Here is a 25,353-nt window from a genome sequence, read left to right on the forward strand (position 1 = left end):
GTGTCCGTGGTCTACCTGAACCTCAGTGCCTTCATCACCCTCAGGCTGCGGCTCATGAAGGCCGCGTACTTCTCGTCGTCCATCCCCAGCGAAGGCGCCATCGGCAGCAGCCTCTGCTGGGCCACCGTCTGCGCCTCCGTGTACTTGAGGATGCCCTCCGAGCCGTGCCTGCGGCCCAGGCCGGAGTCCTTCATGCCGCCCATCGGGGACTGGACGCTGCCGTAGGCGGGCGCGTAGCCCTCGTTGACGTTCACCGTGCCGGTGCGCAGGCGGGACGCCACCTCCCGGCCCCGTCGGCCGTCCTTCGTCCAGACCGAGGAGTTCAGGCCGTACGGCGTGGAGTTGGCGAGCTCGATCGCCTCCTCGTCCGTCTTGAAGCGGTAGATCGAGACGACCGGACCGAAGGTCTCCTCCGTGCAGACCGACATCGGTTCCGTCACGCCGTCGAGGATCGTGGGCTCGAAGAAGTACGGGCCTATGTCGGGGCGGGCGACGCCGCCGGCGACCACCTTCGCGCCCTTCGCGACCGCCTCCTCCACGTGCCGCTGCACCGTCTCCAGCTGGCGTTCACCGACCAGGGAGCCCATGTCGGCGCCGTACGCGAGGGACGTGCCGAGGCGCATGGCCTTCGTGCGGGCGGCGAAGCGCTCGAGGAAGGCGTCCGCGACGGACTCGTGGACGTACAGCCGCTCGATGGAGATGCAGAGCTGGCCGGCGGAGGAGAAGCAGGCGCGGACCGCGCCCGCGGCGGCCTTCTCCACGTCCGCGTCCTCGAGGACCAGCATCGCGTTCTTGCCGCCCAGTTCGAGGGAGACGCCGACCAGGCGGGCGGCGGCGCCCCGCGCGACCTCTCGGCCGGTGCGGGTGGAGCCGGTGAAGGAGACGTAGTCCGCGTGCTTGACGACCTCGGGGCCGACGACCGGGCCCTCGCCGAGGACGACCTGGAAGACCTCGGCCGGCAGTCCGGCCTCGATGAGGAGGTCGCGCGCCCACAGCGCCGTCAGGCACGTCTCCGTGTCCGGCTTCATCACGACCGCGTTGCCCGCGGCGAACGCCGGGAGCGCGTCGCCGACCGAGAGTTCGAGGGGGTAGTTCCAGGGGGCGATCTGGCCGACCACGCCGCGCGGGTGGCGCAGTTCGGTGACGCGCGTGAGCGTGGGCATGGCGCCGGCGTGGCGCTTCGGCTTCAGGTAGGCGGCGGCGCGGCGGCCGTAGTGGCGGGCCGCCACGGCGACGGCCTGCACCTCCTCGTGGGCGTGGAGGCGCGCCTTGCCGGTCTCCAGCTGGATCAGGTCGAGGACCTCGGCCTGGCGTTCGAGCACCAGGTCGTGGAAGCGGAGGAGGACCGCCGCGCGCTGCCGTACCGGGGTCTGGGCCCAGACGGCCTGGGCGGCGCGGGCCCGCTCGAAGGCGAGGGCCACGTCCTCGGGAGTGGACTCGGGCAGGTCGGCGAGCTTCTCGCCGGTGAACGGCGTGTGGTTGGCGGTCCGGCCGGATCCGGCCACGCCCTTGGTGAGCTGGGCGACCAGCTCGGGGGTGACCACGTCGGCGGCGGTACGGGCGCCCTGCGGGGCAGGGGCGAGGGGATTCGTGCCGGTCTTGGCCGGGGCCTGCGCGTCCGTCATGAGGCGCAGGGTATGACGTGGGGAAGGCTTTGTGTACCCGGCGGTAATAGGGATTCACGGAGTGCTCACACGGCGCCAGTGTCCACTGGCAACAAACGCGCTGATCAGCGCGTTGACGGGGACGGTCGCCCCCTGATCATTCTTTTCCGATCACGAGCCGGTCCCGGGCTCCCTTGAACACCGCCGTGCCCTTCTTCTCCGTGGGGGTGCCCTTGGGCATGTCCACGCGCAGTTCGTACATGCGGTCGTCGCCGGTGACGACGAACAGCTCCATGACGCGGGTCGGGGACTCCTCCATGTCGTAGGTGGTGTCGGAGAGGACGGCGTCGTAACCCTTGAACGTGGTGCGGGTCGCCTGGCTGCTCGCGTCGTGGTTGTAGCTGTTCCAGGTCTCGTACGCCTGCTGCGCCTGGTCGAGCAGACCACGGGGCGCCTTGTCCCACTGGGTGAGGCGGACCTGGACGAGTCCGATGTCGTAGACGACGAGCCGGGGCTGGTCGGCGGCGCTGCCCTCGCGGGCGGCCTCCTTGTACTCGGCGGGAAGGAAGAGGACGGCGTCCATGTCCTTCTCGCGGTGGGCGACCCAGGAGCCGGTGGTGGGGGAAGGGGAGTTCGTGGAGGGGGTGGCGGCGGGGGCCGAGCTGTGGGTGGCGGTGTGTTCGCCGACCGCGTTGTCGCCGGTCTCCACCAGAACACCGGAGGCGGCCAGCCAGGCGCCACCGGCGAGGAGGACGGCCAGCCCGGCCCCCAGGAGGGCGGGGCGGCGAAGGAGTAAGGGGCGGCCGGGGAGGGGCGTGGTGACGGTTTCCGGGGTGGCGGCGGTGCTGGACATGGCTGCCGCCGGATCCGGAGCGGGGGCCTGTTCGGGGCGCGGCCGCTTCAGGCGTACGGTCCCGCGGTCCTCGGACTCCCCCAGCCGCGAGCCGTCCTGAGCCTCCGTCGCTCCGGTCTCGGGTACGGACGGTACGGGCCGCCCCTCGGCCACCGCCTGCAGCACGAGGGCGACCTGCTCGGCGCCCGGTCGGCGCTCGGGGTCCTTCTCCAACAGCCGCACGATCAACGGCCCGAGCGGTCCCGCCTGCTTCGGCTCGGGCGGCTCGGCGGAGAGGATCGCGGCGAGCGTGGACTCCAGGGTCGTACGGCGGAAGGGAGACCAGCCCTCCACGGCGGCGTACAGGAGGACGCCGAGGGACCACAGGTCGGAGGCCGGTCCCGCGCCGCGCCCCGACATCCGCTCGGGGGCGATGAACTCGAGCGAGCCGACGAACTCGCCGCTGACGGTGAGGGACTCCTCGCCCTGGATGTGGGCGATGCCGAAGTCGGTCAGAACGACGCGGTGGTGCGGGCCGAGCAGGACGTTGGCGGGTTTGACGTCGCGGTGCACGATGCCCACGGCGTGCGCGGCGCGCAGGGCGCCCAGGACGGCGAGGCCGATGCGGGCGGACTCGGTGGGCTCCACGGGCCCGCGCCGGAGCACCTCGTGGAGGGACTCCCCGCGGATCAGCTCCATGACGATCCACGGCAGTCCGTCCTCCTCGACGACGTCGTGGATGGAGACGGCGGAGGGGTGGTCGACGCGGGCGGCGGCCCGTGCCTCACGGTAGAGGCGGTGGGCGGCCCGCTGGTGGGCCTCGCCCTCGGGGTCACCGGGCAACCGCGGCTGCTTGACGGCGACTTCGCGCCCCACCAGTTCGTCGAGCGCACGCCACACGGTGCCCATGCCGCCGGAGCCGATGCGCTCGACCAGGCGGTAGCGCCCGCCGACCATCCGCTCCTCGACGCCCGCGGAGCCCCCGTCGTTGCTCATGCCCCATGACTACCGCGCGGGGCGCCTCTTTGTCGACGGCGGGCCCGGCAGGACTGGATCCCGACATTTCGGAACGCGCATCAGTGCAAATCCCAGTCGGGCCGGGCCCCTTGTCCGGGTGACCCACGTCACTTCACCGTGTCAACGTTTTAACCAGGGCGAAACGGGTAGACATGGGCGCTTCATGATACCTTCACGTCTCCCTCGGCGCCTTTCCCTGAGCAAACGGAGAACGTGGACGATGGCCGGCCCCACCGTTTCGGTGATCATCGCTGCGTACAACGCGATGCCGTATCTGACTCGCTGCGTCACGTCCGTCGCCGACCAGACCATCGGCCGGCAGAAGCTGGAAGTCATAGCGGTCGACGACGGTTCCACCGATGGCACGGCCGAGGAGCTCGACCGCCTCGCCGGCGCGTACCCGAAGCTGCTGCGCGTCGTCCGCCAGGAGAACTCCGGTGGCCCGGCGGCCCCCCGCAACCGCGGACTCGACCTCGCGCGTGGCACGTACGTCTTCTTCCTGGACGCCGACGACTACCTGGGCCCCGAGGCCCTGGAGCGCATGGTGACGATGGCGGAGCAGAACCGCACCGACGTCGTCCTGGGCAAGATGGTCGGCGTCGGCGGCCGTGGCGCTCCCCGATCCATGTTCCTGCGCAACCAGCCGAGGACCGATGTCTTCGACTCCCGCGTCTGGTGGACCCTCAGTCCCATGAAGCTGTTCCGCCGTGAGCTGGTGGAGCGGCACAGGCTGCGCTTCCCGACCGAGTTCCGCACGGGCGAGGACCAGCCGTTCGTGGGCATGGCCTACCTCAAGGCGTCCGGCATCTCCGTGGTCGCCGACTACGACTGCCTGTTCTGGGTCCTGCGCGACGACGGCGGCAACGTCACCCGGACCACGTCGGGTTCGGAGCCCCGGCTGCGCTACCTCGCGCACATGGTCGAGCTGATGGTCCAGAACGTCCCGGCCGGACCCGGCCGCGACCACCTCGCGCACCGCCACCTCACCGTCGAGGTGCGCACCCTCGTCCGCTGGCACCTCGCCCGCGAACCCCGCGAGAAGCAGGAGCAGACCCTCGCCCGGCTCGCCGAGGTCGTCGCCCCGTTGCTGCACGAGGGCCTGCGCGGGCGCATCCCGGCACTGCCCTGGCTGCGCCTGCACTTCATCCGGGAGCGGATGCTCGACGAACTCCTGGAACTCGACCGCTTCGAGGTCCGGGAGAGCAGGTCGGGCGTGGCCACCCCGGTCGTCGTGGACGACGGCCGGGCCTACGCCCGGTACCCCTTCTTCCGCGACCCGGCCCGGTCCGTGCCCGACGCCTACTACGACGTCACCGACCGGCTCGGGGTCCGCCACCACGTCTCCCGCGCCGAGCTGCGCGGCACGGCCCTGCACCTGGCCGGGCACGGCTACGTCCACCGCGTGCCCACCCAGGACGTGACGACCGACCTGGTGCTGCGCGAGCGCGACAGCGGAGTCGAGTACCGGCTGCCCGTGACGCACACCGCGACGCCGGGCCTCGGCGCCGCCGAGGACAAGGGACGGTACGAGTACGAGAAGGCGGGCTTCGAGGCCGTCGTCGACATCGACACCGCCGCCGACGGCAAGCCTCTCGCGGACGGCCTCTGGGACATCTCCCTCGCCGTCGGCGCCCAGGGCCTGACCCGCGAGGTGCGCATCGGCAGCAAGCGGGCCGAGGAACTCGGCGGCAAAGCGCGGACGTACGCCGTGCGGAGCGCGCACGGCGTTCGCGCCGTCACGCTGTACACGACCAAGCCGTACGGCAACTACACGCTCGACCTGGGCGAGCAGAAGCACAAGCTGGCCCCGCGCCTCGTCGTCGATTCGTTCCGGTGGTCCGGCGGTGAGCCCAGGCAGCTCGTGATCAGCGGGCACAGCGAGCTCGGCAGCTACCCCGAGGACCTGGCCGTCGTCCTCACCCGCGACGGCAGGGGGACGGTGACCGTCCCGGCCCAACGGATCCCGGACAGCGACACCTTCACCGCCCGGGTGAGCGTGCCGGAGCTTCCCGCCGGCCTGTGGCGCGGTGAACTCCGGCTCGGCGACCGGACGGTGCCGCTCCCGGCCCCGCCCGGCTTGCGACTGCCGCCGGCGAAGTGGCGCCACGACGGCCGCCCCTGGTCCGCCAGGCCGGTCTCCGCCGGCGGCGGGAAGTTCGCCCTGCGGGTGGCCAGGACCAGCCTGGTGAAGGCGATCGTCACAGCTTGTCGACGTCCAGGTTCTCGATCGCCGTCTTCGCCACCTCGCGTCCCCGCTCCGTGAAGTCGCCCTTGCCCGGGTAGCTGACGGTGAGCTTGTACAGGTCGCCGGCGGAGTTCTTGTAGTAGAAGATCTTCACCTCGCGAGGGCGGCGGTTCTGACTGTCGTCGGTGGTGTAGACGACGGTGTTCTCGGCGGACGGCTTGCCCTGGTACGTCGTCTGCTTCGGGGCCGTCTCGGCGCCCTCGGGCATGTCGAGCTCGTAGCTGCCGTTGTCCTTGAAGTCGCCGTCGTCGTCGTACATCTCGGCGGCCGCCGAGTCGGCGATGGCCTGGGTGGTGTCCTCGGACTTCTTCTGGAGCGTCAGGCCGATCCAGATGCTGCCGCTCCAGTCGGTGAACGCGACCCAGTGCCCCTTGTCCGTCTTCCGGTCGGGCTCGGTCCGCTGGTAGTCGGCGGGGAACGCGAGCGTCGCGGCGACGTCCGTCTCGTGCTTGGTCTTCCAGCCGTCGGGCAGCGGCCCCGCGAACGGGTCCGCGATCACCAGGTACGCCGTGACCGCGGCCGCGACGACCGCGGCGCCGAGCCCGATCCACGTCGTGCGGCCGAACCGGCGTCCCCGCTCGAGAGCCTCGGCGTAGTGCACGACCTGCGTGGGCTGCGGAGCCGGCGGGTTCGCGGCCGTCTCCAGCAGGGCGCGGACCTGGGCGGCGTTCGGGCGGCGCGCCGGATCCTTCTGCAGCAGGCCGTTGATGGCGTCGGCGAGCGGGCCCTGCGCGGAGGCGGGCGGCGCGGGCGTGGCATTGAGGACGGACTGCAGGGTTGCCGGGGTGTTGGTGCGGCGGAACGGGGACACGCCCTCCGTGGCCGCGTACAGCACCACGCCGAGGGACCAGAGGTCGCTCGCGGGGCCCGGGCGCTGGCCCAGCACCCGTTCCGGCGCGATGTATTCGGGCGATCCCACGAAGCCGCCCGTGTCGGTGAGGTTCGTCTCGCCCTCGATCTGGGCGATGCCGAAGTCGGTGAGCACGACCCGGTCGTGCCGGCCCAGCAGCACGTTGTCCGGCTTGACGTCCCGGTGCAGGATGCCCGCCGCGTGCGCGGCCTCCAGCGCGCCCAGCACCTCCAGGCCGATCCGGGCCGCGTCGCGCGCGCTGAGCGTGCCTTCCTGGAGGGCGACGCCGAGGGAACGTCCCTGCACCAGCTCCATCACGATCCACGGCTGGTTGTCGACCACGGCCACGTCGTGCACGTTCACGACCGCGGGGTGGTCCAGACGGGCCGCGGCACGCGCCTCGCGGCGCATCCGCTCGAAGACGTTGGCGCGTTCGCGTTCAGGAAGATGATCCGGAACGCGAGGCTCCTTGACGGCCACCTCACGGTCCACCGTCTCGTCCTTGGCCCGCCACACCGTGCCCATTCCGCCGTGCCCGAGCCTGCCGAGCAGCCGGTAACGACCAGCGATGAGGCGGCCGGTTCCCGGGTCCTGAGCAACTTGTGCGGGTACGGCGTAAGGGTTGTCCGGAAGCGGCGCGACCGCGGCAGGGTTCGGTGGTTGCAGTCCAAAACTCGTCGGCTCGTCGGCCCCGTAGCGGGCTCCCCCGTTGTTGCTCATGGGTCCATCCATATCGCGGTAAGCGCTCCTGCATCCACCTCCGGCGCTTTCAAGTCACAGACCCGTGACGCAGACTGTTACTTATCTCCCGCTCACAGGGGAATCAGGTCCGTACGAACGTGTCGACCGCGACGTCGAAGTACTCCCGTGCCTCGCGCACCTGCCCGACCGGCGCCGACACCCACACGTCGTACATCCGCCCGGCCTCCTCCCAGCACAGGTCGTAGGTGTGCCGGGGTCCCTCCGCCGTGCTGAAGCCGTTCCAGGTGAACTCCCAGAGGGCGGCGGGCCGTCCGCCGCGGGTGGTCTCGGTGACCCGGCCGTCGTGGTAGCCGGGGTTGGTGTCCGGTCCCTCGGCGGCCGCGCGCCGCATCACCTCGAGCGGGCCACCCGGTTCCGGGTCGGTGATCTTGATGCCGAGACGGAAGGTGTCCCCGGGCGACATGTAGAAGACCCGCTCGCCCTGCGGCTTGCGCGTGAAGCCGTCCGGCACGGCCAGCGAGAAGCCCGCCGGATCGTCGGCGATGCGGTAGCCGGAGGGGGCGGTGGGGCGGTCGTCGCTCGCGGGGGACGTCACGGGGGACGGGGAACGTGTCGCGGTGACCGTGGGGGACGGGGAGCGGGTGACCGTGGGGGACGCGGAGGTGCTCGCGGAGCTGTGGGGAGCCGAACTCGTCGGCGTACGGCCCCCCTGCTCGCCCCGGTTCACCAGCAGCGCCGCCGCGGACACCCCCGCCCCGGCCATCGCCGCGACGAGCAGCGCGGCCACCAGCACACCCCGGGTCGAGCGGCCGGTACGGGACGGGGCCGGCGGTTCCTGCGCGGGCAGGTGGCGCTGCGTCGGCGTGTAGGGGGGCGTCGGCCGCGGCGTACGGCCCGTGTCGAGGAAGGCCCGCAGCATCCGCTCCGCCTCCGCCAACTCCAGCCGCCGCTCGGGATCGCGTTCCAGCAGGCCGCGTACGACGGGCAGCAGCGGCTCGGCCTGTGCGGGCGTACGGATCTCGTCGAAGACGACCGCGTGCAGCACGCCGCCCAACGAGTCCCGCCGGAACGGCGATTCGCCGCTCAGTGCCGCGCACAGCAGCGTGCCGAGGGACCACAGATCGGACTCCGGCCCGGTCCTGGCCCCGGACATCCGCTCGGGCGCGGTGTACTCGGGCGAGCCCACGAAGGAGCCGGTCTCGGTGAGGGTGGTGGCGCCCGCGACCTGCGCGATACCGAAGTCGGTGAGGACGACGCGGTCGGTGCCGGACTCCAGGAGCACGTTCGCCGGCTTGATGTCCCGGTGCAGCACGCCGGCCGCGTGGGCCGCGCGCAGGGCGCCGAGCAGGTCGACGCCGATCCGGGCGACCGCGGTCGCGTCCAGGGGGCCGACGGCGGAGATCCGCTCCGCGAGGGAGCCGCCGTCGATCAACTCCATGACGATGTACGGGCGCTCGTCGTCCTCGACGACGTCGTGCACCACGATGATGTGCGGATGGCTCAGCTGTGCGACCGCACGTGCCTCCCGCAGGGTCCGCTCGCGGTGCTGCCGGGCCTCGTCCGCCGAGAGCGAGGCGTCCTGGGCGAGCTCCTTGACCGCCACCTGCCGCCCCAGCAGCTGGTCGGTGGCCCGCCATACGACACCCATGCCGCCACGCCCGAGTCTCGCCTCCAGCCGGTAACGGCCCGCGATGACCCGGACATCGTCCCCCTCGGTCCCCATGGGCCCCATCATGCCGCACCGGACGGAGCCCTTCCGGGGCGGTGTCCGGCCAAGTCAGCCGGAAGTGGGCCAGGAGGCCGCCGGGATCAGGAGGCGATCGGACGCCAGCTCTGCAGTACCGCCTTGAACTGCTGCTGTGTGGTGGCCCAGTCCTTCGCCGGCGAGGACATGTAGATCGCGTACTCGACGCCGTCCGGGGTGAAGTACGTCTCCTCGATGGCGCGGCGCGGCCCGGGGAAGGGCACGTCCTTCGCCAGCGCGGTCCACGTGTACTCCCAGAGGGAGCCCTTGCGGTCGCGGTAGAGGTTCTCCTCCAGCCTCACGCGCTCGTAGTCCGCCAGGTCCTTGAGCTGCTGCTCCAGGTCGCGCTGGTGCAGGTACGCGTCGGAGTAGTCGGACGAGAGGTCGACGGCGATACGGACGAAGTGCTCCCCGCCGTCGGGCGTGTAGTCGATCTGCTTGAGGTCGCCGTTGTCCTGGAACACCTTCCGCTCCCAGCCCTTGGGCAGGGAGAGGCCGAAGCCGAGGGGGTCGTCGACGGACACCCAGTCGCCGGGGACCGCGCCTTCCCGCGGAGTCGGCGTGCCCGTCGGCGTGGGACTCGGCGAGGCGGAGGAGGAAGAGGAGGTCTCCTCCTTCTGCGGCCCCGGCCCCCATTTCTGCAGCGCCACCACGGTGCCGCCGCCGACGAGGGCGGCCACGGCGACCACGAGGGCGATCGTGCGCAGACGGCGCCGCCCGCGCCGTTCGGGACCGGGCCCGGCGGCGTGCGCCTGACCCGTCACAGCCGGGCCCGCAGGACCAGTGGCCGTCGGTCCGCTCACCGGGGGGTACGGCGTCGATCCGCCGGCCGGCGTGGCGGTGAACGGGTACGACGCCGATCCACTCGCCGACGGGTACGGCGTCGCCGTCTGCGCCTCCGGCCCGCCGTGCGTCCCGGTGTCCTGGTGGAACCCCCGGTGCTGCGTGGGCACCCACGCCTGCGCGGTGCTCGGCCGCCGCCCCTCCGCCGCCTCGGCGAGCAGCTGCGCGGCCTCGGCCGCGTCGGGCCGCGCGGCCGGATCCTTGTGCAGCAGGGCGGTGATGACGGGCGCGAGCACACCGGCGTACCGCGGCTCGGCGGCCTCCTCCTCGACGACCGCCTGCATGGTGGTCAGCGGCGAGGTGCGGCGGAACGGCGAGCGGCCCTCCACCGCCGTGTAGAGCGTCGCGCCGAGCGCCCACAGGTCGGAGGACGGGCCCGGGTCGTGGCCGCGGACCCGCTCCGGGGCGAGGTAGTCGACGGACCCGACGACCTCTCCCGTACGGGTGATGGTGGTGTCGCCCTCGATCTGCGCGATGCCGAAGTCGGTGAGCAGGACACGGCCGTCGTGGGAGAGCAGGACGTTGCCGGGCTTGACGTCGCGGTGCAAAACTCCGGCGGAGTGCGCGGCGCGCAGCGCGCGCAGCACCCACTGGCCGATCCGCGCCGCCTCGGCCGGCTCGACACGCCCGCGCTCCTTGACCGCGTCGGCCAGCGAGTATCCCTCGACCAGCTCCATCACGATCCACGGACGGCCGTCGTGTTCGAGCACGTCGTGCACGGTGACGACGGCGGAGTGGTTGATCCGCGCGGCCGCGCGGGCCTCCGCCCGGGTGCGCGCGAGCAGCCGCTCCTGGTCGCTCTCGGACACGTAGAGCGCAGCGGTCAACTCCTTGATGGCGACGGCGCGGTGCAGCACCTCGTCGTGGGCACGCCACACACGGCCCATGCCGCCGCTGCCGATCGTGTCGGCGAGCCGGTAGCGGCCCGCGATGAGCAGGCCCTGCATCTGATTCACGTTGCCCCGCAATGCTCTTGACAGGGTCAGACTAAGGACCGGTCCACGTCGAGGGAACAAGCGGGGTCGCAAGGAAACCGCACTGTGACGGTTGTCGCTTTCCGTAACCGGATTGAACCGGGTGAACGGAAACGCATCAGCCGGTGAACTGATACGTCGCCGACGCCTGCTCGTACAGCCGCGTCACCTCGTCACGCTCGGCCTCCGGGCCGCGCACCTGCACCACGTGGTAGCGCCCGGCGAGCAGAATCGCGAGGTTGCGCACGTACAACTCACGTCCCGCGTCGTCGGTCCAGGTGAACTGCCCCTCCGCCATGGTCCGCCCGCCCACCGTCGTCGTCCGCAGCCCGCTCGCGGTGGCCCAGCTGGAGTCGCGGTACGGCTCCAGCTCGCGCTCCTTCTGCCGCTGGTACACCATCGGGTCGCTGCCGTACTCGTCCGCGGTGTCCCGCCCCGGTACGACGATGAGCTCGAAGTCGCCGTGCGAGTACACCACCTGACCGCGGCCGTTCTTCGGGGTGCGGTCCCACCCGTTGGCCACGGCGACCTGGAAGCCGTCCGGGTCCTTGCGCAGAGTGAAGCCGTCGGCGGCACCGGTGCCGGACTGCGTCCCGGTGGAAGCCGCGGACGAGGAGGGAGTGTTGCCCGCGCCCGGCGAGGTCTGGTCGGGGCGGGGCTCGCTGCTCGCGTCCACCCGGGACTGCTCCGGGGCCGGACTCGCGTCCCCGGCCGCACCGGTCTGCCCGGCACCTTCCGAGCCGTTCTCGTCGGCCTTCGGCAAGAACAGCACGGCGTACGCCACTGCCGCGGCCAGCGCGAGCAGTATCAGCAGGAGCAGGGTGCGGCCGAGACTGCGGGGCGAGGGCGTGCTGTCCTGCCGGGCCCGCTTGTGCCGCCCGTGCGCGGTGGTGGCGGGCAGGCGCGCTCGCCGCCTGCGCACCAACTCGCCCTTGCGGCGCACGATCGGCAGCCGGCGCGGGTCGGCGGGCGGTGTGGCGACGATGTGCGTTCCCGCGTCCGGCTCGGGCGCTGAGCGCACCAGTGACCGCAGCCAGCCCCGCAGTTCCTCGAAGTCGATGCGCTCGGTGGGGTCCTGCCGCAGCAGTGACTCCACGACCGGCCTGAGCGGCCCGCACTCCTCCGCGAACGCGGGCGGCTCGGCGCACACCATCTGCACCAGCTCGGCCGTCGACTCCTCGGGATACGGCGCATGCCCCTGTACGGCCCTGAACAGCAGCGCGCCGAGCGCCCACAGGTCGGTCGCGGGCCCGATGGGCGCGGCCAGCTGCCAGTTCTCGTGCACGGGCCCGGCCTGCTCCGGCGCCCAACGCTCGGTCACGGGCCCCACCACCGCCATCCGCGCATGCCGCGCCCGCTCGGCGGCGAGCGCGGTGGCCGGGCCGCGGTGGGCGGGAGCGCCGACCACCAGGTCGTCCCAGCGGGCGGGTGTGGCGGGGGCACCCGCACTCTGCGTGAGGGCGGGGGCGCCGGGCCCGGAGTGGGGCGTTCCCGGGGCGGCGGGAAGTGCCGTATGCCCCTGTGCATGTCCATTGGTGCCGGCCGGTGGTGTGACGCCCGGCCAGGGAGACGCGCCGCGCACGCCGTACGGGTCGGCTATCTGGCCGGGAGGTGTGGTGCGGGGCACGTCGTGCACGCCGGTGTCGCCCTCGCCCGGGGGGCGGGCCGCGGGCAGTGCCGCCCGTCCGTTCTGCTGGGCCTCCTGCACACGGGCAGCCGCGCGGGCCCCCGCGCGGTATGCGGCGATCGCGCCGGCCCGCGCGGCCCTGATGTCCCCGCCGCTGTCGAGTGCGTCCCTGCGGGCGAGCGCGGCCGGCGCAGCGGAGCCGTTGCCGCCGTCTCCGTTCGCCCCGTCCGTGCCGGTGCCCGGCAGCGCCCGGGCCTCCCGGGCCTGGATCGCGGCCCGCCGCGCGGCCTCGGGGTCCGACCCGTCCGGTACGGCACCGGCACCACCGCCGAATCCACCACTGGGACCTGCGGCTGCGGGGCCGTCACTTCCCGCGACGCCAGGAACAGCGCCTGGGCCGCCGGTCCCGAGGCCTCCGCCGGGTCCACCCTGCGCCGGCCGCTCAGCGAACGTTCCGGCCCCGCCGTCCCCTTCGCCGTCCTCGGCCGGTACCGGGTCGTACCCGCACAGCGCTTCCTCCGCCGCTCCGACGGCCAGCCCCGTCAGCATGACCCGTCCGTCGTCGCAGACGAGGACCGTGCGCGCGGTGATGTTCCGGTGCACCCAGCCGTGCGCGTGCAGCACCCGCAGCGCCATGAGCACGTCGGAGGCGACCTCGGCCGCCCGGTACGGCGTCAGCGGTTTCTCCGCGAGGAGGGCCGCCAGCGGCCGCGCGGCCACGAACTCGCTGACGATCCACAGCGAACCGCCCTCGGCGAACACGTCGAAGACCTGGTCGAGCCGCGGATGGTCGGGAATACGCGCCGCCGCCTGCGCGGCCTCCAGCGCACGCCGCACGACCGGATCGGTGGGTCGGCGCGTGCTCGCGCCGGCGCGCCCCACTTGCCTGCGCACACCGCGCTCACGCGCCGTGAACCCTTCGGGCAGGCCCTCCGCGTCGAGAACCTCCGCCTCGACGACCTCCGGTAACGGAACCTGACGGACGAGGACTTCCTGACCGCTGTACGTGTCGAAGGCGCGGGTCTCGGCGAGTTCGTACTCGTCGGAGGGCGGCAGTGGCAGGCGGTAGCGGTCGGCGAGAACCCGACCCGCATAGTCGTCCACGTTGCCTCCCCCGGCCGCCCGGTTGGTCAATTCCGTTCGTCTTGCGTCCCGTTCGGATGACTACCTGGATGCGTACGGTCCGCAAACACTCACGATACGTGCCGTAGGCAACCCGCAAAGAGGGGATGCCGGATCCCGTCCGAGATCTCGCGCCTCAATCCCCCGAAACCCCAGGAACCACCCGTGTCACTTGCTGGGCTGGAAGGCCGCCGCCAGTGTCTTCCACGTGTTGTCACGCAGCTCCGTACCCCAGTTCGCGGCCTCTGCCGTGTACATCAGCGCGTACCCGAGGTGGTCGTTCACGACGAACCCGCGGTCGATGGTCCGGTACTTCGTCCCGCTCTCCATGTAGGTGAACTCCCAGTCCGCCGTGTTCCAGCCGCGGTAGTCCACCTGCTCTATGCGGATCCGGTCGTACTGCGAGCGCGTCATGTAGCGCTCCTGGTTCTTCCAGTCCGCGACCGGGTCGTCCTTCGGCGTGGTCGTCCAGGCGATGAGCAGCTTCTGCCCGTCAGGGCCGGTGAACCGGTCCCCCGAGGAGCCCGCGGACTGGAACTTCCACCCGTCGGGCAGGCCGATCGAGTAGCCCTGGCCACCCTTGTACGTCTTCGCCACCAGACCGTCCGTGCCGGCGTCGCCGGAGGATCCTGCCGAGCCCGCCGCGGGGGACTTTGTCGCCTCGCCGTCCGTACCCGTCCCGGCGTCCTTGTCCTCCTTGGTGTCCACACTCGGCGTCCCACTGGCGACGGCCTTCGAACCACCGCTGCCCTTCGAGCCGTTCGCCTCGCTGTCGTCACCACTGAACGCGAGGGCCAGCACGGTGCCGATCACGGCGAGCGCGATGGCCACCGCGAGGATCACCAACGTCCGCCGCGGGACCACATCGGTGAGCGGCGCCCGGGGCACAGGCCTGGTAGGCAGATCCAGGTCCGGCGGCGGCATCACGGGCCAGCCGGAACTGCGGCCGCCGGTCCCGGAGTCGGTGCCTTGAGCCTTCTGCGCGCCGGACGCGCCCTGCGCACTGGGGGCCTCCGGAACGTCCGAGGAACTCCGAGCCCCCGGCGCTCCCGGCTCACGGACCCCGGCCGCCGAAGCACCCGACGCCCCGGACCGGACGCCGGCCTCATCGGTGGCCCCACCGACCGTCCCCGACTCGGCCGTACCACCCGCGGACTTGGCTCGCGCGGCCGCAGCCGACGTGGCCGCGCCCGCCGCGACGGCTGCCTTCTTCACCGAACGCAGCGCCCCGCGCAGCTTCTCGGCCGCCTCCTCGCCCCGCTTGCCCGCGGCACCCGCCGAACTCCCCTGGTCCCCGGGCGAGCCCGGCTGCACCGGCAGCGGCACGACCCTCGTCGCGTCGGCCGGCGGCTCCGGTGCGGGCTCCTTCGGCGCGGGCGCGTGGATGACCGCGTTGAGCATCGCCCGAGCGCCCGTGTCGTCGAGCCGCTGGGCGGGGTCCTTGGTGAGCAGCCCGAAGATGACCTCCGTCAGCGGTCCCGCGTTCTTCGGCTCCTCCAGCGGCTCGGTCATCACCGCGGTGAGCGTCGCGATCGCGGAGCCCTTGTCGTAGGGCGGCACGCCCTCGACCGCCGCGTACAGCAACCCGCCGAGCGACCACAGGTCGGCCGCCGGGCCCGGCTTGTGCCCGCGGGCCCGCTCCGGGGAGATGTAGGAGGGCGCGCCGACGAGCATGCCCGTCGAGGTGATGGAGGGGTCGCCCTCGACCTGCGCGATACCGAAGTCGGTGAGCACGACCCGGTCGGTCTCGGTTTCCAGCAGGACGTTCGACGGCTTCACGTCACGGTGCAGGATGCCCTCGCGGTGCGCCGAACGCAGCACGTCGAGGATCGCCAGCCCGACTTCCGCGGCACGCCTCGGTTCGAGCAGTCCGTCCTCACGGATGACCTCGGCGAGCGACTTGCCCTCGACGAGTTCCATCACGATCCACGGCCGGTCGTCCTCGTCGACCACGTCGAAGACCGTCACCGCGCTGTTGTTGCGGATCCGTGCGATGGCCTTGGCCTCGCGCAGCGTCCGAGTGATCAGCCGGCGCTTCTCCTCCTCGTCGATGTTCGACGGGAACCGCAGCTCCTTGACGGCGACCGTCCGGCCGAGGGTCTCGTCCTCGGCGCGCCACACCGTACCCATGCCGCCGCGGCCGAGCACTTCTCCCAACCGGTACCGCCCGGCGAGGAGACGTTCGCTCTTGTCCTGCCGGGATGCCCCCGCCCGCTCCGCCTCCGACATGCGTCCCCTCATGCAACCCGCCCTGACAGAGCCTCCATTGTCCCTCACCCGACAAGTGCCCGACGCCCAGGGTGCCCCTCGTGGCGCCCCCGGGGTGCGGTGACACTTCGGCCGAGGGCCCCGGTGACCAGGGGCCCGGTGCGACAAGCGTTCCCCCGCCCTGCATGATGGGGCGCGACAAGAGAGGTCGACGGGTCCCGACAGGGAGGTCCTGTGATGCCGCGGCTCAGGAGCCTACTGGCCGTTCCTGTGGCCCTGTTGCTCCTCGGCCCGACCTCGGCCGGCTCACAGGCGGCCTCGGCCCCGCCCACGGACCAGGTCCTTCCCCTGCTGGTCACGCAAGGCAAGGCGCCCGCCGCGGCCCTGCTGGCCGTCGAGGAGACCGGCAGCCGCTACGCCCGGGTCGGCCGGGGCATCGCCCCTGCCGACCACTTCCGCGCCGGCAGCATCACGAAGACCTTCGTCGCGACGGTGGTCCTGCAACTGGCCGCCGAACGCCGGCTGTCCCTGTCCGACACGGTGGAGCAGCACCTGCCGGGACTGGTGCGCGGGTCGGGAAACGACGGGCGCGCGCTGACCCTGCGTTCCCTGCTCACCCACACCAGCGGCCTGTACGACTACACCTGGGACACCACGGACACCGTCCCCGTCACCCCGCTTCAGGCCGTCCGTATCGCATTCACCCACCCTCCGGCCGACCGCGGCCGATTCTCCTACTCCAACACCAACTACGTCCTGCTCGGTCTGGTCGTCGAACAGGTCACCGGCCACTCCTACGCCGTCGAGGCCGAGCGCCGCATCATCGCTCCGCTGGGTCTGACGGGCACCTCCTTTCCCGGATCCCGCACCTCTCTGCCCTCCCCGCACGGCCGGGCCTACGCCGCCGACGGAACCGACGTCACCGAACTCGACCCGCGGATGGCCGGGGCCGCGGGCGAGCTGGTGACCACGCTCGCCGACCAAGTCCGCTTCTACGCGGCGCTGCTCGGCGGCGAGCTGCTCACCCCGCGCCGGCTGCGCGAGATGCTCGACACCCGTACCGCACACGGCTCGTACGGCATGGGCCTGTTTCCCGTGAAGCTGCCGTGCGGCACCACGGTGTGGGGGCACAACGGCCGCATCGCCGGCAGCTACGTGCGCACCGCAGCGACCGTGGACGGCCGTCATGTCCTCACGTTTCGCGTGAACACGACGGCGATTGCAGATCCCGGCCTCGAACCGGCCCTGCTCGCGGCCGAGTTCTGCCCTCGCACCCCGTAGAACGGCCGGGGCGTGAGGGGAGATCCCGGTCTTCGTCACTCGTCCGAGTGATGCCGGGAAGCGCCTACAGCGGCACGATGTCCGGCGCCCCCAACCGCGCCGCGTCCGCCGTCAGGTCGTCCGGCTGGCGCTGTGACTCCCGCTCCGCCTCCACCCGCTTCTCGTAGTGCTGGACCTCGCGCTCCACATGGTCCTTGTCCCAGCCCAGCACCGGCGCCATCAGCTCGGCAGCCTCACGCGCGGACCGCGTACCGCGGTCGAAGGTCTCGATGGAGATGCGGGTGCGCCTGGTCAGCACGTCGTCCAGATGGCGCGCGCCCTCGTGCGAAGCGGCGTACACGACCTCGGCGCGCAGGTAGTCGTCCGCGGCGTGGAGGGGCTTGCCCAGGGAGGGGTCGGAGGCGATGAGGGCGAGGACCTCCTCGGCCATCGAGCCGTACCGGTTCAGCAGGTGCTCCACACGCACCACGTGCACCCCGGTACTGGCGGCGATCCGCGCCCGCGCGTTCCACAAGGCGCGGTAGCCCTCCGCGCCCAGCAGCGGCACGTCCTCCGTGACGCATTCGGCGACCCGCAGGTCGAGCCCGTGCACCGCCTCGTCGACGGCGTCCTTGGCCATCACCCGGTACGTCGTGTACTTGCCGCCCGCGACGACGACGAGCCCGGGCACGGGATGCGCCACGGTGTGCTCGCGCGACAGCTTGCTGGTGGCGTCCGACTCACCGGCGAGCAGCGGGCGCAGACCGGCGTACACACCCTGGACGTCGTCCCTCGTCAGCGGTACCGCGAGCACCGAGTTCACATGCTCGAGGAGGTAGTCGATGTCCGCGCTGGACGCGGCCGGGTGCGCCTTGTCGAGGTCCCAGTCGGTGTCGGTCGTGCCGATGATCCAGTGCCGGCCCCAGGGTATGACGAACAGGACGGACCTCTCGGTGCGCAGGATCAGACCGGTGGAGGAGTGGATCCGGTCCTTGGGCACGACGAGATGGATGCCCTTGGACGCCCGCACGTGGAACTGCCCGCGCTCCCCCACCATCGCCTGGGTGTCGTCGGTCCACACACCCGTGGCGTTGACGATCTGCTTGGCGCGGACCTCGTACTCCCCACCGGCCTCCACGTCCTGGACGCGCGCGCCGACGACACGTTCGCCCTCGCGCAGGAAAGCCGTCACGCGCGCACGGTTGGCGGCTTTCGCGCCGTACGACGCCGCGGTGCGCACCAGTGTGGCCACGAACCGTGCGTCGTCCATCTGGGCGTCGTAGTACTGCAGCGCCCCGACCAGTGCCTCCTTCTTCAAGGCAGGGGCGACGCGCAGGGCGTGACGGCGGCTCAGATGGCGGTGGACGGGCAGCCCGCGGCCGTGGCCCCGTGCCATCGACATGGTGTCGTAGAGCGCGACGCCCGAACCCGCGTACAGACGCTCCCAGCCCTTGTGCTGCAGCGGGTAGAGGAACGGCACCGGTTTCACCAGGTGCGGTGCCAGGCGTTCCAGCAGCAGGCCGCGCTCCTTCAGCGCCTCCCGTACCAGCGCGAAGTCGAGCATCTCCAGATAGCGCAGTCCGCCGTGGATCAGCTTGCTGGACCTGCTGGAGGTGCCCGACGCCCAGTCCCGCGCCTCGACCAGTCCCGTGGACAGGCCGCGGGTCACGGCGTCGAGGGCCGTGCCGGCGCCGACCACTCCGCCGCCCACCACCAGCACGTCCAGTTCGCGCTCGGCCATGGATGCCAGTGACTCGGCACGCTGCGCCGGCCCCAGTGTCGCTGTCCTCACCGCTGCCTCCCGCTGTCGGTCGCGCAGGCCACGCCCCTACGGAGTGGCCCGGTCCGTATCCCCCATGCCCAAATTCTGACCGGGTTGCCCGACTTCAGCCACCACTCACCCCCAGGCTGTGGACAACTTTCGCGGACGCGCAAGAAGACACGGCGATCCAATCCCACAAATCGGTCATATTTACTCCTAGTCTGACATTGCGCTCGCCCATCCTGTCCACACGGCTTGCGCACCTGTCCCGCTTCGGTTACTGGGAAGGACGGCCCACGCCATGCCCGCAGATCTCGCCGTCATCGGACTCGGCCCGTTCGGCCTGCCCCTGGCCCAGGCCGCCGTCGCCGCCGGCATCCCCACGGTCGGTTACCGGACCGGGCCCGAGGCCGGCTCTCTCAGCCCCGCCGAACTGCGCCGGATGCTCTCGGGGGGCTTCCGGACCGCGGCGGGCCCCACCGAACTCGGTCGCGTCCGCACCGCGGTCATCTGCGCGCCCACCCCGCGCGGCGCGGACGGCGGGCTCGACCTCGGCCAGGTGGAGACGGCCGCCCGCACCCTCGCCGCCCGCCTGCGCCCGCACACCACGGTGATCCTGGAATCGCCCGTGCCTCCCGGGACGACGGAGGGGTTCCTGCGACCGCTCCTCGAAGAGGGCTCGGGCCTGCGTGCGGGCCGCGACTTCCACCTCGCCTACTCCCCCAGCCGCGTCGACCCCGGCAACCGCGACTTCACACCGTCCAACACGCCCAAGGTGATCGGCGGCCTCACCCCCGCCTGCACCGAGTCGGCAGCCGCCTTCTACTCACGTCTCACCGACAAGGTGGTACGCGCGCGTGGGCCCCGCGAAGCCGAGACCGTGCAGCTCCTGGAGACCAACTTCCGGCACGTCAACATCGCCCTCGTCAACGAAATGGCCGTCCTCTGCCACGACTTGGGCGTCGACCTGTGGGACGTGATCCGCTGCGCGGAGACCAAGCCGTTCGGCTTCCAGGCGTTCCGCCCCGGCCCCGGAGTCGGCGGCCACGCCGTCCCTCAGGACCTGACCGGCCAGACGGGCCGCACGCTGCGCATGGTGGAACTGGCCCAGCAGGTCAACAGCCGGATGCCCGCCTACGTCGTCCAGCGCGCCGCCGCCCTCCTCAACGAGCACGGCAAGTCGGCGCGGGGGGCGCGCGTGCTGCTGCTCGGCGTCACGTACAAGCCCGACCTGGCCGACCAACAGGGCGCGCCGGCCCAGGAGGTCGCGATCCGCCTGATGGAGCTGGGTGCCTCGGTCAGCTTCCACGACCCGCACGTCCCGTCGTGGAGCGTTCTCGACCGGCCGGTGCCGCGCGCGGACTCACTTTACGAGGCGGCCGCCGACGCCGACCTGACGATTCTGCTTCAGCAACATCGGACGTACGACTTGCAGGGGCTGTCGGTGAAGGCGCAACTGTTGCTGGACACGCGGGGGGCTACGCCTACGGGGGCGGCGCATCGGTTGTGAAGGGGGCGCGCGGGCGGGGCGGGCTCCAGGGGCTGGTGGCATGCGGGGCGCGCCGCGGGTACCTTACGGAGACAGGTGGAGCCCACCGCAGCGGTCACTGCAGCAGGCTCCTGGATGGTTCACGGAGTGTCCGCCCCTACGTTTCTTAGGGGCGGCCGCTCACCATCCGAAAATCCGCAAGATCCACCTCCTCCGGCACTTCACCATCCGAAGATGGATCCGATCCCAGCGGGTGGGCCTGCGGTGACGTCCCATGGGCGCCCCCTTCCACGACGCCGCCCATTGACCCGGTAGGCGGTCCGTTGGAAATCGGGCCGGGCCCCGAGGAGCGGGGGCCGGAACCAGTCCTTGGAAGGGGGCGCTCCAGAAACCTGGGGCGCCGACACGGACGCTATCGCCCTCGACCCGGCTGACCAGCCCATATCCACCCCAAACGCAACCGCGCGCCCCTGCGCCAATCCATGCGCCCCACGCCCCGCGCAAGCCCCGGGGCATACGAAGGGGGCCGGTCACCCTTCCAGGCGACCGGCCCCCATCACGCCGTGAGACCTACCGCTTGTGCTGCGAGTCCGCCACCGTCACCTCGACCCGCTGGAACTCCTTCAGCTCGCTGTAGCCGGTCGTGGCCATCGCCCGACGCAACGCACCGAAGAAGTTCATGGAGCCGTCCGGCGTGTGCGACGGGCCCGTCAGGACCTCCTCGATCGTCCCTACCGTCCCCAGGTCGACCTTCTTGCCCCGCGGCAGCTCCTCGTTGACCGCCTCCATGCCCCAGTGGTGGCCCCTGCCCGGCGCGTCCGTCGCGCGCGCGAGCGGCGAGCCCATCATCACCGCGTCCGCGCCGCAGGCGATCGCCTTCGGCAGGTCGCCGGACCAGCCGACGCCGCCGTCCGCGATCACGTGCACGTACCGGCCGCCGGACTCGTCCATGTAGTCGCGGCGGGCAGCGGCGACGTCGGCCACCGCCGTGGCCATCGGGACCTGGATGCCCAGCACGTTGCGCGTGGTGTGCGCCGCGCCGCCGCCGAAGCCGACCAGGACGCCGGCCGCGCCCGTGCGCATCAGGTGCAGGGCCGCGGTGTACGTGGCGCAGCCGCCGACGATCACCGGGACGTCGAGCTCGTAGATGAACTGCTTCAGGTTCAGCGGCTCGTGCGAACCCGAGACGTGCTCCGCCGACACCGTCGTACCGCGGATGACGAAGATGTCCACGCCCGCGTCCACGACGGCCTTGGAGAACTGGGCCGTGCGCTGCGGGGAGAGCGCGGCCGCGGTGACCACGCCCGAGTCGCGCACCTCCTTGAGGCGGGCGCCGATCAGCTCCTCCTTGATGGGAGCGGCGTAGATCTCCTGGATACGGCGGGTCGCCGCCTCCGGGGGCAGCTCGGCGATCTCGTCGAGCAGCGGCTGCGGGTCCTCGTACCGCGTCCACAGTCCCTCGAGGTTGAGCACGCCGAGACCGCCGAGCTCGCCGATGCGGATGGCGGTGGCCGGGGAGACCACCGAGTCCATGGGGGCGGCCAGGAAGGGCAGCTCGAAGCGGTAGGCGTCGATCTGCCAGGCGATCGAGACCTCCTTCGGGTCCCGCGTACGGCGGCTGGGGACGACGGCGATGTCGTCGAAGGCGTACGCCCGGCGGCCGCGCTTGCCGCGCCCGATCTCGATCTCAGTCACGTCTGTGGCCTTTCCCTGATGCGTTGCAGCACCTTCCAGTATCGCCGACGGGCGCGGCACCGGCCGCCCCGCATGGACGACGAAGGGCGGCCCCGGAGGATCGGGGGCCGCCCTTCGGGAGCCCGGTGACTACTTGCTGCTGTAGTTCGGCGCCTCGACCGTCATCTGGATGTCGTGCGGGTGACTCTCCTTCAGGCCCGCCGACGTGATCCGTACGAACCGGCCCTTGGACTCCATCTCGTCGATGGTGGCGGCGCCGACATAGCCCATGGTCTGGCGCAGACCGCCGACGAGCTGGTGCAGGACGTTGGCCAGCGGGCCACGGTAGGGCACCTGGCCCTCGACGCCCTCGGGGACGAGCTTGTCGTCGGAGGCCACGTCGGCCTGGAAGTAGCGGTCCTTCGAGTACGACTGGCCCTGACCGCGGGACTGCATCGCGCCGAGCGACCCCATGCCCCGGTACGACTTGAACTGCTTGCCGTTGATGAACAGCAGCTCGCCCGGCGACTCCTCGCAGCCCGCGAGGAGACTGCCCAGCATGACCGTGTCGGCACCGGCGGCCAGCGCCTTGCCGATGTCGCCGGAGTACTGCAGACCGCCGTCGCCGATCAGCGGGATACCGGCCGGCCGGGCCGCGAGGGACGCCTCGTAGATGGCGGTGACCTGCGGAACACCGATGCCTGCGACCACACGGGTGGTACAGATGGAGCCGGGGCCCACGCCCACCTTGATGCCGTCCACACCGGCGTCGATCAGCGCCTGCGCACCGTCACGGGTGGCGACGTTGCCGCCGATCACGTCGACGTTCACGCTCGACTTGATCTTCGCCATCCAGCTGAGGGCGTTGCTGTTGTGGCCGTGCGAGGTGTCGACCACCAGGAAGTCCACGCCTGCCGCGGCCAGACCCTGCGCACGCTCGAGCGCCTCGGGGCTGGCGCCCACGGCGGCACCGACGAGCAGGCGGCCCTCGGCGTCCTTCGCGGCGTTCGGGTACTTCTCGGCCTTGACGAAGTCCTTGACCGTGATCAGGCCCTTGAGGACGCCCGCGTCGTCGACCAGGGGAAGCTTCTCGATCTTGTGGCGGCGCAGCAGTTCCATGGCGTCGGCGCCGGTGATGCCGACCTTGCCGGTGACCAGCGGCATCGGGGTCATGACCTCGCGCACCCGGCGAGAGCGGTCGGTCTCGAAGGCCATGTCGCGGTTGGTGACGATGCCGAGGAGCTTGCCCGCCGGGTCCGTGACCGGGACGCCGCTGATGCGGAACTTGCCGCACAGGGCGTCGGCCTCGGCCAGCGTCGCGTCCGGGTGGACGGTGATCGGGTCGGTGACCATGCCCGACTCGGACCGCTTCACCAGGTCGACCTGGTTGACCTGGTCCTCGACGGACAGGTTGCGGTGCAGTACACCGACGCCGCCCAGACGGGCCATCGCGATCGCCATGCGCGACTCGGTGACCTTGTCCATGGCGGCGGACAGGAGCGGGATGTTGACCCGGACGTTGCGGGAGATGCGGGACGAGGTGTCGACCGCGTTGGGGAGCACTTCGGATGCACCCGGCAGCAGCAGCACGTCGTCGTAGGTCAGCCCGAGTGTCGCGAATTTGCCGGGCACTCCGTCGACGTTTGCAGTCATGACACCTTCCCCAATGGCCTTGATCGGTGCGGATGTCCATGCTAACGGGAAGCGTGGTGCTCTCATTCCACGGTTCAGGGTGACCGTGGGCTTCGTATGTTCGTACGGGACCGATGTCGGGCCCGTTCAACAGGGGCCGACGAGCGGTCCTTCCCTACTGTTCGGCCAGGGCGCGCAGCCTGCTCAGCGCCCTGTGCTGGGCCACCCGCACCGCCCCGGGTGACATTCCCAACATCTGGCCGGTCTCCTCGGCCGTGAGGCCCACCGCGATGCGCAGCAGAAGCAGCTCGCGCTGGTTCTCGGGGAGGTTGGCCAGCAGTTTCTTCGCCCATTCCGCGTCGCTGCTCAACAGGGCCCGCTCCTCGGGGCCCAGTGAGTCGTCGGGACGCTCGGGCATCTCGTCCGAGGGCACGGCCGTGGACCCCGGGTGGCGCATGGCCGCCCGTTGCAGGTCCGCCACCTTGTGCGAGGCGATGGCGAAGACGAAGGCCTCGAAGGGGCGGCCGGTGTCCCGGTAGCGGGGCAGTGCAAGGAGGACCGCCACGCAGACTTCCTGGGCGAGGTCCTCGACGAAGTGCCGGGCGTCGCCCGGGAGACGGGACAGCCGGGTGCGGCAGTAACGCAGCGCCAGCGGGTGGACATGGGCGAGCAGGTCGTGCGTGGCCTGCTCGTCCCCGTCGACGGCGCGATGGACGAGCGCACCGATCGCCCCTTGGGCAGACACCGCCTCCTCGTCGCGCATCGGACCATGGTGCCTTGCGGCCGTGCGGTCCGCGGCACCGCCATCGTGGTTGTGCACCGAAGCGTTATGAGCAGGTGCGCCGGCACTCATCCCCTGCGCCCTCCCCTTCCGCTCGACCGACTCGTCCCCGAGAGACTCCACACCCTCAAGGATGCGGCATCCGCGGCGAAACGAGCAGCGGGCACCGGCAGGGCCCCTTCGCCGCCCCTGCCCACCCTGCGGTGGGCAGCGGTTTCCGAACCCCCGTTGAGACACACAGGGTGAGGCCTGGCGCCTGTCCGGCGGATCATGCCGCAGACGCGGGGCGCACTACGCCCATCTGCGCTGAACAGGCGACGCTGCATCCCCGCGACCTGATCCGCCGGACAGGCCCTAGCGCACGAGGCCCCACCGGAAGCCGAGCGCCACGGCGTGTGCCCGGTCCGAGGCGCCGAGCTTCTTGAACAGCCGCCGGGCGTGGGTCTTGACGGTGTCCTCGGAGAGGAACAGTTCGCGGCCGATCTCCGCGTTGGAGCGGCCGTGGCTCATGCCCTCCAGGACCTGGATCTCGCGCGCGGTGAGCGTGGGCGCGGCGCCCATCTCGGCCGAGCGGAGCCGGCGGGGGGCCAGGCGCCAGGTGGGGTCGGCGAGGGCCTGCGTGACGGTCGCGCGCAGTTCGGCGCGCGAGGCGTCCTTGTGCAGATAGCCGCGGGCGCCGGCGGCGACCGCGAGCGCGACGCCGTCCAGGTCTTCGGCGACGGTGAGCATGATGATGCGCGCACCGGGGTCGGCGGACAGCAGCCGCCGGACGGTCTCGACGCCGCCCAGACCGGGCATGCGCACGTCCATCAGAATGAGGTCCGAGCGGTCGGCGCCCCAGCGGCGGAGGACTTCCTCGCCGTTGGCCGCCGTCGTCACGCGCTCGACGCCGGGCACGGTCGCGACCGCGCGGCGGAGCGCCTCTCGGGCAAGCGGGGAGTCGTCGCAGACGAGGACGGAAGTCATGGCCGCCCTCCGCAGCTGATG

Annotated in this window: 15 protein-coding genes; 3 read left to right on the forward strand and 12 right to left on the reverse strand. The window is 71.7% G+C overall.

Features of this window, described 5'->3' with window-relative positions:
• Positions 1 to 11: 11 nt before the first annotated feature.
• Complete coding sequence (locus ABZO29_RS18330) at positions 12 to 1,625, reverse strand: succinic semialdehyde dehydrogenase (protein WP_367321286.1); 1,614 nt, start codon at positions 1,623 to 1,625, stop codon at positions 12 to 14.
• A gap of 136 nt (positions 1,626 to 1,761) precedes the next feature.
• On the reverse strand, positions 1,762 to 3,432 hold the full coding sequence (locus ABZO29_RS18335; protein WP_367321287.1) for a serine/threonine-protein kinase: 1,671 nt from the start codon (positions 3,430 to 3,432) through the stop codon (positions 1,762 to 1,764).
• 241 nt (positions 3,433 to 3,673) lie between these two features.
• Here ABZO29_RS18335 and ABZO29_RS18340 point away from each other — a divergent pair, with 241 nt between their 5' ends.
• Positions 3,674 to 5,716, forward strand: a complete 2,043-nt coding sequence (locus ABZO29_RS18340; protein ID WP_367321288.1) for a glycosyltransferase family 2 protein — start codon at positions 3,674 to 3,676, stop codon at positions 5,714 to 5,716.
• Here ABZO29_RS18340 and ABZO29_RS18345 read toward each other — a convergent pair.
• The 5 genes from ABZO29_RS18345 to ABZO29_RS18365 all read right to left on the reverse strand — a co-directional run bounded on the left by ABZO29_RS18345 (position 5,652) and on the right by ABZO29_RS18365 (position 15,789).
• Positions 5,652 to 7,268, reverse strand: a complete 1,617-nt coding sequence (locus tag ABZO29_RS18345) for a serine/threonine-protein kinase (RefSeq protein ID WP_367321289.1) — start codon at positions 7,266 to 7,268, stop codon at positions 5,652 to 5,654. The two genes, ABZO29_RS18340 and ABZO29_RS18345, sit on opposite strands and share 65 nt — an antisense overlap.
• A 103-nt stretch (positions 7,269 to 7,371) precedes the next feature.
• The gene (locus ABZO29_RS18350; protein ID WP_367321290.1) at positions 7,372 to 8,973 is read right to left on the reverse strand and encodes a serine/threonine-protein kinase; all 1,602 of its coding nucleotides are present in this window, start codon (positions 8,971 to 8,973) and stop codon (positions 7,372 to 7,374) included.
• Positions 8,974 to 9,059: 86 nt separating this feature from the next.
• The gene (locus ABZO29_RS18355; protein ID WP_367321291.1) at positions 9,060 to 10,784 is read right to left on the reverse strand and encodes a serine/threonine-protein kinase; all 1,725 of its coding nucleotides are present in this window, start codon (positions 10,782 to 10,784) and stop codon (positions 9,060 to 9,062) included.
• A 145-nt stretch (positions 10,785 to 10,929) separates the two neighbouring features.
• Positions 10,930 to 13,542 carry a protein kinase gene (locus ABZO29_RS18360; protein WP_367321292.1) on the reverse strand — a complete coding sequence of 871 codons (2,613 nt, stop codon included), beginning with the start codon at positions 13,540 to 13,542 and terminating at the stop codon, positions 10,930 to 10,932.
• 186 nt (positions 13,543 to 13,728) lie between these two features.
• On the reverse strand, positions 13,729 to 15,789 hold the full coding sequence (locus ABZO29_RS18365; protein ID WP_367326174.1) for a protein kinase: 2,061 nt from the start codon (positions 15,787 to 15,789) through the stop codon (positions 13,729 to 13,731).
• A 216-nt stretch (positions 15,790 to 16,005) separates the two neighbouring features.
• Between ABZO29_RS18365 and ABZO29_RS18370 the strand changes: the two genes are divergently transcribed.
• Positions 16,006 to 17,049: a serine hydrolase domain-containing protein gene (locus ABZO29_RS18370; protein WP_367321293.1), complete on the forward strand. Its 1,044-nt coding sequence runs from the start codon at positions 16,006 to 16,008 to the stop codon at positions 17,047 to 17,049.
• 64 nt (positions 17,050 to 17,113) lie between these two features.
• Here the strand turns inward: ABZO29_RS18370 and ABZO29_RS18375 are convergent, their stop codons facing one another.
• On the reverse strand, positions 17,114 to 18,820 hold the full coding sequence (locus ABZO29_RS18375; RefSeq protein WP_367321294.1) for a glycerol-3-phosphate dehydrogenase/oxidase: 1,707 nt from the start codon (positions 18,818 to 18,820) through the stop codon (positions 17,114 to 17,116).
• Between the two features lie 271 nt (positions 18,821 to 19,091).
• Here ABZO29_RS18375 and ABZO29_RS18380 point away from each other — a divergent pair, with 271 nt between their 5' ends.
• Positions 19,092 to 20,300 (forward strand): nucleotide sugar dehydrogenase, encoded by a 1,209-nt coding sequence (locus tag ABZO29_RS18380; RefSeq protein ID WP_367321295.1) that lies wholly within the window; start codon positions 19,092 to 19,094, stop codon positions 20,298 to 20,300.
• 549 nt (positions 20,301 to 20,849) lie between these two features.
• Here ABZO29_RS18380 and ABZO29_RS18385 read toward each other — a convergent pair.
• The 4 genes from ABZO29_RS18385 to ABZO29_RS18400 all read right to left on the reverse strand — a co-directional run bounded on the left by ABZO29_RS18385 (position 20,850) and on the right by ABZO29_RS18400 (position 25,332).
• Positions 20,850 to 21,974: a GuaB3 family IMP dehydrogenase-related protein gene (locus ABZO29_RS18385; RefSeq protein ID WP_367321296.1), complete on the reverse strand. Its 1,125-nt coding sequence runs from the start codon at positions 21,972 to 21,974 to the stop codon at positions 20,850 to 20,852.
• Positions 21,975 to 22,103: 129 nt separating this feature from the next.
• Complete coding sequence (gene guaB, locus ABZO29_RS18390; protein WP_367321297.1) at positions 22,104 to 23,606, reverse strand: IMP dehydrogenase; 1,503 nt, start codon at positions 23,604 to 23,606, stop codon at positions 22,104 to 22,106.
• A 154-nt stretch (positions 23,607 to 23,760) separates the two neighbouring features.
• Entirely contained in the window at positions 23,761 to 24,348 is a 588-nt protein-coding gene (locus ABZO29_RS18395; protein ID WP_367321298.1) for a sigma-70 family RNA polymerase sigma factor, read from the reverse strand.
• 372 nt (positions 24,349 to 24,720) lie between these two features.
• Complete coding sequence (locus tag ABZO29_RS18400) at positions 24,721 to 25,332, reverse strand: response regulator transcription factor (RefSeq protein ID WP_003948568.1); 612 nt, start codon at positions 25,330 to 25,332, stop codon at positions 24,721 to 24,723.
• Positions 25,333 to 25,353: the final 21 nt, after the last annotated feature.

The sequence above is a fragment of the Streptomyces sp. HUAS ZL42 genome, assembly GCF_040782645.1.
Taxonomy (GTDB): Bacteria; Actinomycetota; Actinomycetes; order Streptomycetales; family Streptomycetaceae; genus Streptomyces.